This is a genomic window from Luteolibacter sp. (assembly GCF_058122085.1).
Genome location: NZ_JBIKBQ010000165.1, coordinates 1 through 5,739, shown reverse-complemented (window position 1 = coordinate 5,739; position 5,739 = coordinate 1). Strand labels below are relative to the sequence as shown.

The 5,739-nt window shown below is 61.2% G+C and carries 5 protein-coding genes; 4 read left to right on the top strand and 1 reads right to left on the bottom strand.

The genetic code is table 11. From position 1 onward, the window contains the following. The first annotated feature begins 377 nt into the window (after positions 1-377). The 4 genes from AC4DF4_RS17640 (at position 378) to AC4DF4_RS17625 (ending at position 4,302) form a co-directional block, all read left to right on the top strand. Positions 378-1,613: a glycoside hydrolase family 172 protein gene (locus AC4DF4_RS17640; RefSeq protein ID WP_490049420.1), complete on the top strand. Its 1,236-nt coding sequence runs from the start codon at positions 378-380 to the stop codon at positions 1,611-1,613. Positions 1,614-1,676: 63 nt separating this feature from the next. Further along, positions 1,677-1,931 (top strand): hypothetical protein, encoded by a 255-nt coding sequence (locus AC4DF4_RS17635; protein ID WP_490049419.1) that lies wholly within the window; start codon positions 1,677-1,679, stop codon positions 1,929-1,931. A gap of 109 nt (positions 1,932-2,040) precedes the next feature. Continuing rightward, entirely contained in the window at positions 2,041-2,649 is a 609-nt protein-coding gene (locus AC4DF4_RS17630; protein WP_490049418.1) for a 3-keto-disaccharide hydrolase, read from the top strand. Positions 2,650-2,883: 234 nt separating this feature from the next. Beyond that, positions 2,884-4,302 carry a Gfo/Idh/MocA family oxidoreductase gene (locus tag AC4DF4_RS17625; protein ID WP_490049417.1) on the top strand — a complete coding sequence of 473 codons (1,419 nt, stop codon included), beginning with the start codon at positions 2,884-2,886 and terminating at the stop codon, positions 4,300-4,302. A 117-nt stretch (positions 4,303-4,419) separates the two neighbouring features. Here the strand turns inward: AC4DF4_RS17625 and AC4DF4_RS17620 are convergent, their stop codons facing one another. Continuing rightward, positions 4,420-5,634, bottom strand: coding sequence for an ATP-binding protein (locus AC4DF4_RS17620; protein ID WP_490049416.1), 1,215 nt, complete (start codon positions 5,632-5,634; stop codon positions 4,420-4,422). Positions 5,635-5,739 lie beyond the last annotated feature (105 nt).

Here is a 5,739-nt window from a genome sequence, read left to right as displayed (position 1 = left end):
CGCCGTCCGGTCATGCCGGACGGCGTTCAACCCCCTTTTTCCCCGCCTCCGGTCCGGCCACCCGCTCTTTCAACGGCCTTCACCCCAAAAGCAATTTCCTAGCAATCTACCCCCTTCACCTGCGGTCTGGCGGTGGTGTTCCTGTTCCATTTCCTCGAGCCCCTGATTTTCCGCGCGCTCGGGAAATGAGAGCCGGCGAGAAAACAACTGATGGACGAAATTCAGCTTCCCATACCAGTCAAACGGCTGCCCCCCGGATTTCTTGGTCTTTAACGCTGCCGAAAGAGCCCCCCTCCCGAACCCGTATGCGCGGAATGCGTCATTATTTGAATCCATTGTATCTCATTCCCTCCCTTGCGCCGATCATTGCCGGATGGGTGTCCGCCCAAACCACGCCCGACCTCTGCCGCGCGCCGGAGGCCGGCACCCACACGCGCTGGGTGAGCCCGGAAAACCCCACCGGCGAAAAGGGGAAGGGATCTCTAACCAACAAAGGCGCCAAGGGCAACGCGTTCCATGTCATCCAGCCCGGCGAGACCAAGGCGATCTATGCCGCGCAGGGCGCGGGCATCATCCGGCGCATGTGGTTCAGCGGTTCGATCGCCAAAGACCCCGAACAACTCCGCGCCGTCCGGATCGACATGACATGGGACGGCGCTCCCACGCCCGCCGTATCCGCGCCCATCGGCGACTTCTTCGGCATCGCCCACGGTCTAACCGCCCGCTACGACAACGCGTTGTTCTCCAGCCCGGAAGCGCGATCCTTCGTCTTCACCATCCCCATGCCCTACCGGACATCCGCCTCCATCACGGTGACCAATGAATCGGCAAGGGAAGTGTGGCTGTGGTATGATATCAACGCGCTCGTCGTCGAAAAGCCCGCCACTGACGCGCTCTATTTCCATGCCTGCTGGAACCGCGTGCCCGCCACCACCGTCGGCGAGGACTTTGTGCTGCTTCCCAAGGTGGAGGGCAAGGGGCGCTATCTCGGCGCCAACATCGGCGTCATTGGGAATCCCGCCTACCGCGGCACCTGGTTTGGCGAGGGCGAGGTGAAAGTCTATCTCGACGGCGACACCGACACTCCCACGCTGGTCGGCACGGGCACCGAGGATTACATTGGCAGCGGCTGGGGGCAGGGTGAGTTCGTGTGCCGCCAGTCCGGCTCGCTGGTGGCCGATCAGCAGCACGATGTGTATGCCTTCTACCGCTACCACATCGACGATCCGGTCTATTTCCATGCGGATTGCAAGGTGACGCTCCAACAAATGGGCAATCAGTCGATGGAAAAAGTGCGCGAGATGATTGCCGCGGGCGTGCCGCTCAAGCCGGTTTGGTTTCTTGGTAGGGAAAACGGCCGCGCCATTCAGGGGCGTCTTCTCGACGAGCACGCCAACCTGAAAGTCACCGATGCGAATTTCCCCAAGACCGGCGTCCACATCTACCGCAGCGACGATGTTTGCGCCACCGCCTACTTCTATCTGGACAAACCGTCCAACAGCCTGCCCGCCCTGGCTCCGAAAGAATTGCGCCTTCTCGGGCTCAAGGACAAGGTTTGGAACCGTGGCAAGCCCGCGGCCAAACCCGCCGCGCCAAACGGCGGCGCGCTCTAGCCCGTCCCGCGTTCCATCGCAGCGCCACGGCCGTGTCATGGGACTTCCGTTGGACCGCCCGCAATGAAGATCCTCCTTCCCCAGCTGCTGATTGCCAGTCTCTCCGGCGTCGCGGCGGCCGCGGCCGCCGGACCCGGTCCGGACGCGTTCGGCAACGAAATCCCGGATTTTTCCATGGCGGGCTACCGGCACGGTGGAGTGGCCCTGCCCGTCTCGCCGGTGGTCGAACGGCTGCGGCCCGCGGCCGGCGGAGCGGACGATGCCAACCGCATAACCCCCATTTTCCCGCCCTCCAGTCTACGCCGCCTACTTCGCTGAAGCTACGAAGGCCAAGAAGGCTACGACAGGCAGGCCGGTCCGACCCAATGGCTCTTTCAGGGGCCTCCCGCAGAAAGCAAACTTCTAGCAGTCGAATTTCCCAGCAGTTATGAACGCACCACGAATTTTCTTCACCGCTCTCTCCTTCATCGTCCTCGGCGTTTCCACTCGCGCCGAGGATAACTGGATGCCGCTCTGGGACGGCAAGACCCTCAACGGCTGGCACGTCGTCGGCAAAGGCGATTGGACAATCATCGACGGCGCGATTCGTGGCTCGCACGCGAAGGAGGAAAATGACTTTGGTCACCTCGTCACCGACAAGACTCACCGCGACTTCACCGTGCGCCTGAAATACAAGGCGGTGAAGGGCAACAGCGGACTCTACTTCCGTATTGAGGAAAAGGGATTCAGCGGCGTCACCGGCTTTCAGGCCGAGATCGATCCGGACAATGATGCAGGAGGACTCTACGAAACCAACGGTCGCTCATGGGTCAGCCAGCCGAAACCCGAGGATGTGAAGCGCTGGTTCAAGCCGGGCCAGTGGAACGAAATGACGGTGAGCGCACGTGGCGGCCACATTGTCGTTCACGTCAACGGAATCAAGAGCGCCGAGTTGAACGACGACCCCGGCCGGCGTGAGGGCAAGTTCGCGCTTCAGGTTCATGGGGGCCAGGACTGCGAGGTGTGGTTCAAGGACATTGAAATTAGGACGGAATAAGCCATCAAGCTGCTGCCTCCTTCTCGCGTTCGCCGCTGCCGCATTCAACATCCGCGCCGCCGTGCCACAGGCCGCGCCCGCCATCGTGAAGTCAAAACCTCCTCACTCCCCGACGTCGGTCCCCGTTTTGACCGTTTCCAGTGCGGCGGGCGCGAAAGCAATTTCCTGCATTTTGAAAAAGAACGCTTTTCCGACCGTAGCTTTCCGACCACGAAAAAGTGCAACAATCCGAATATGAATCCCCAAATCAGCAGAAGGTCGTTTCTTAAAACCTCGACCGGAGTCGTCCTGTCCAGCCAGTTAGGCTTCAACATCCTGCACGCCCAGAACAAGGGCGACAAACTCCGCCTGGCCATCATCGGCTCAGGCGGCAAGGGCGGAGCTCACCTCCAATGCGTGCAGAAGGCAGGCGATATCGTCGTCGCCCACTGCGATGTCGACGCCAACCGCCAGGGCATGGCCCCGGGCACCTGGCCGGGTTCCAAGTTCTATCAGGACTACCGCGAGCTGTTTGACAAGGAGATCAAGAATTTCGATGCGGTCATGGTGGCGACACCGGACCACAGCCACTATCAACCCACCGCGCTGGCGATGGCGGCTGGCAAGCATTGCTACACCCAGAAGCCGCTCGTCCACACGGTCTGGGAGGCCCGCCAGTTGAATCTGGGCGTGCAAAAACACAAGGTGGCCACCCAAATGGGCAACCAGGGGCACTCCGGCGAAGGCAACCGCATGATCTATGAATACGTCAACGGCGGCTTTCTCGGCGATGTGGCGGAAATCCACTGCGTCACCAACCGCCCGATCTGGCCCCAGGGCGGGCCCCGCCCGGTCGGTGAAGACCCGGTGCCCGCCAACGTCAACTGGGACTTGTGGCTTGGCCCGGCCCCCGTGCGGCCCTACAAGAACGGGGTTTACCATGACTTCAAATGGCGCGGCTTTTATGACTTCGGCGGTGGCGCCCTGGCCGACATGGCCTGCCACACCATGGACAGCATTTTCTGGTCGATGAATCCCGGCGTGCCCAAGAGCGTCGAAGTGCTCGAGATCTATCAGCACGGCGCCGACATGTTCCCCTCCGGCGCCATCTTCCGCTGGGTCTTCCCCGCCGGCAAGCTGCCCAACGGCAAACCCCGTCCGGAACTCACCATCTATTGGTACGAAGGAAAACTGCTCAAGGACGGCAAGGAAGTGCCCGCCCTAGAACGCGTCCGCCGGCCGGAAAAATTGGAGGCATCCCGCAAAATGCCGGAAAGCGGCAACGTCTATTTCGGCTCCAAGGCGGATCTGCTCATCCAGGGCGACTATGGCGACAGCCCGCGCATCGTCATCGGCCCGGGTGAAGCGGCCGTGGGCAAACCGCCACAACTCCTCGAGCGCAATCCCGATGGCCAGGGCGACTACGGCCAATATGCCGAGTGGCGCCGCGCCTGCGTCGGCGAGAAAGACTGGAAGCATCCGGGCTCGAACTTCACCTATGCCGCTCCTTTCACGGAGGCCATTCTGCTAGGAAACATCGCCCTGCGCGTCGGCAAAATCGGCGAGAAACTCAATTATGATGCCGCCAAGATGAAGTTCACCAACAGCGAGGAAGCCAACCGCTACCTCAACAAAACCTACCGCAAAGGCTGGGAGCCACTCAAATTGGGCTGACATTCATGCGTTAGACAGGCGGTTTCATGCACGCTTCGGCGGCCAGCCAAGGGAAATGGTACCAGTGTGCAAATCTCGACAGAACACACCACTTCCCTACGCTCCTTCATCCTTTCTTTATAAGGCGATTTTTTCGATGAGCTGGGAAAGATCATTCCACGGCAGGACGGTGGCTTTCTCCCGCTGCTGGAGGGCGGTGCCGCCGTGGATGAGCCAAGGGGTGATGGTTTGGCGGGTGAGCTTGGCGCGCCAGTAGTCGAGACCGGAAAAGAAGTCGGAGGCAATGGTCTCGCCGGATTTGATTTCCACGGCGTGGAAGGTATCCGGTCCGGTTTCGATGAGGGCGTCGATTTCGTGGCCTTCTTTGTCACGGAGGAAGTGGAGGGTGGGTTTGAGACCGTGATTGGTCTGCGCCTTGAGGAGCTCGGTCATGATCCAGTTTTCAAACAAGGCACCGCGTTGGGGGTGGGCGCTGATGTGTGCGGGGGTGCGCACGCCGACGAACCAGGCAGCGAGCCCGGGATCGCAGAAGTAGAGCTTGGGCGACTTGACGAGTCGCTTGTTGAGGTTGGAGAACCAAGGGCGCACCAGAAACACCAAGTGGCTGGCTTGGAGCACGGAGAGCCAAGACTCGGCGGTGACGCGGGTGATGCCGGTGTCCGCCGCGAGCGAGGTGATGTTGAGAAGCTGGCCGATCCGCCCGGCACAGAGCTGGATGAAGCGCTGAAAAGTGGCGAGATCCTGAATGTTGAGGATTTGCCGTACATCCCGCTCCAAGTAAGTGCTGAGGTAATCCTGGAGCCAGACGGTGGGATCGACCCGCCGGTCATGGATCGGCGGAAAAAAACCGGCGTGGAGCAGGGCGTTTACCGAAGTCGGCGCGCGTCCCGCTGCTTGGAGTTCTGCATAGGAAAATGGCAGCAAGTGCAGCAGCGACGCCCGTCCGGCGAGGCTTTGGGTAATCGAGCCGATCAGCTCAAACTGACTCGATCCGGTCAGAATGAAGCGCCCCATCCGGCGGTCGGCATCGACGACGGCCTGGAGGTAGGAAAAAAGTTCCGGCGCACGCTGGACCTCATCAAGGATGGCTCCATCGCCCACCTGACGGAGAAAGGCCCGTGGATCTTCGGTGGCGAAGGCGCGGGTGTCCGGATCCTCCAGCGAGAGGTAGGGAAGCTCCGGCGCGAGCAGGCGGGAAAGCGTGGTCTTGCCGGACTGACGGGGACCGGTGATGGTCAGAATCGGGAAGCCAGCCAGTCGCTCACGCGCCGCCGCCGCAGCGATCCGAGGGATTGGCCGCACCGGAAGCTGCGGGCTGGAAGCCAAGGTCATGGCTGGTTGTATAGTCTTGAATACATGTAGTCAAGACAAGGAAGGGTGTGAAATGAAAAGATCTGGCTGCCGACTGGAGGGTCGGCGGCTCCGCACTTTCGGGGC

Excerpts from the sequence above, each read along its gene's own strand:
- AC4DF4_RS17635 (WP_490049419.1), top strand. The coding sequence starts at position 1,677 with ATGAAGATCCTCCTTCCCCAGCTGCTGATTGCCAGTCTCTCCGGCGTC.
- AC4DF4_RS17630 (WP_490049418.1), top strand. The coding sequence starts at position 2,041 with ATGAACGCACCACGAATTTTCTTCACCGCTCTCTCCTTCATCGTCCTC.
- AC4DF4_RS17625 (WP_490049417.1), top strand. The coding sequence starts at position 2,884 with ATGAATCCCCAAATCAGCAGAAGGTCGTTTCTTAAAACCTCGACCGGA.
- AC4DF4_RS17620 (WP_490049416.1), bottom strand. The coding sequence starts at position 5,634 with ATGACCTTGGCTTCCAGCCCGCAGCTTCCGGTGCGGCCAATCCCTCGG.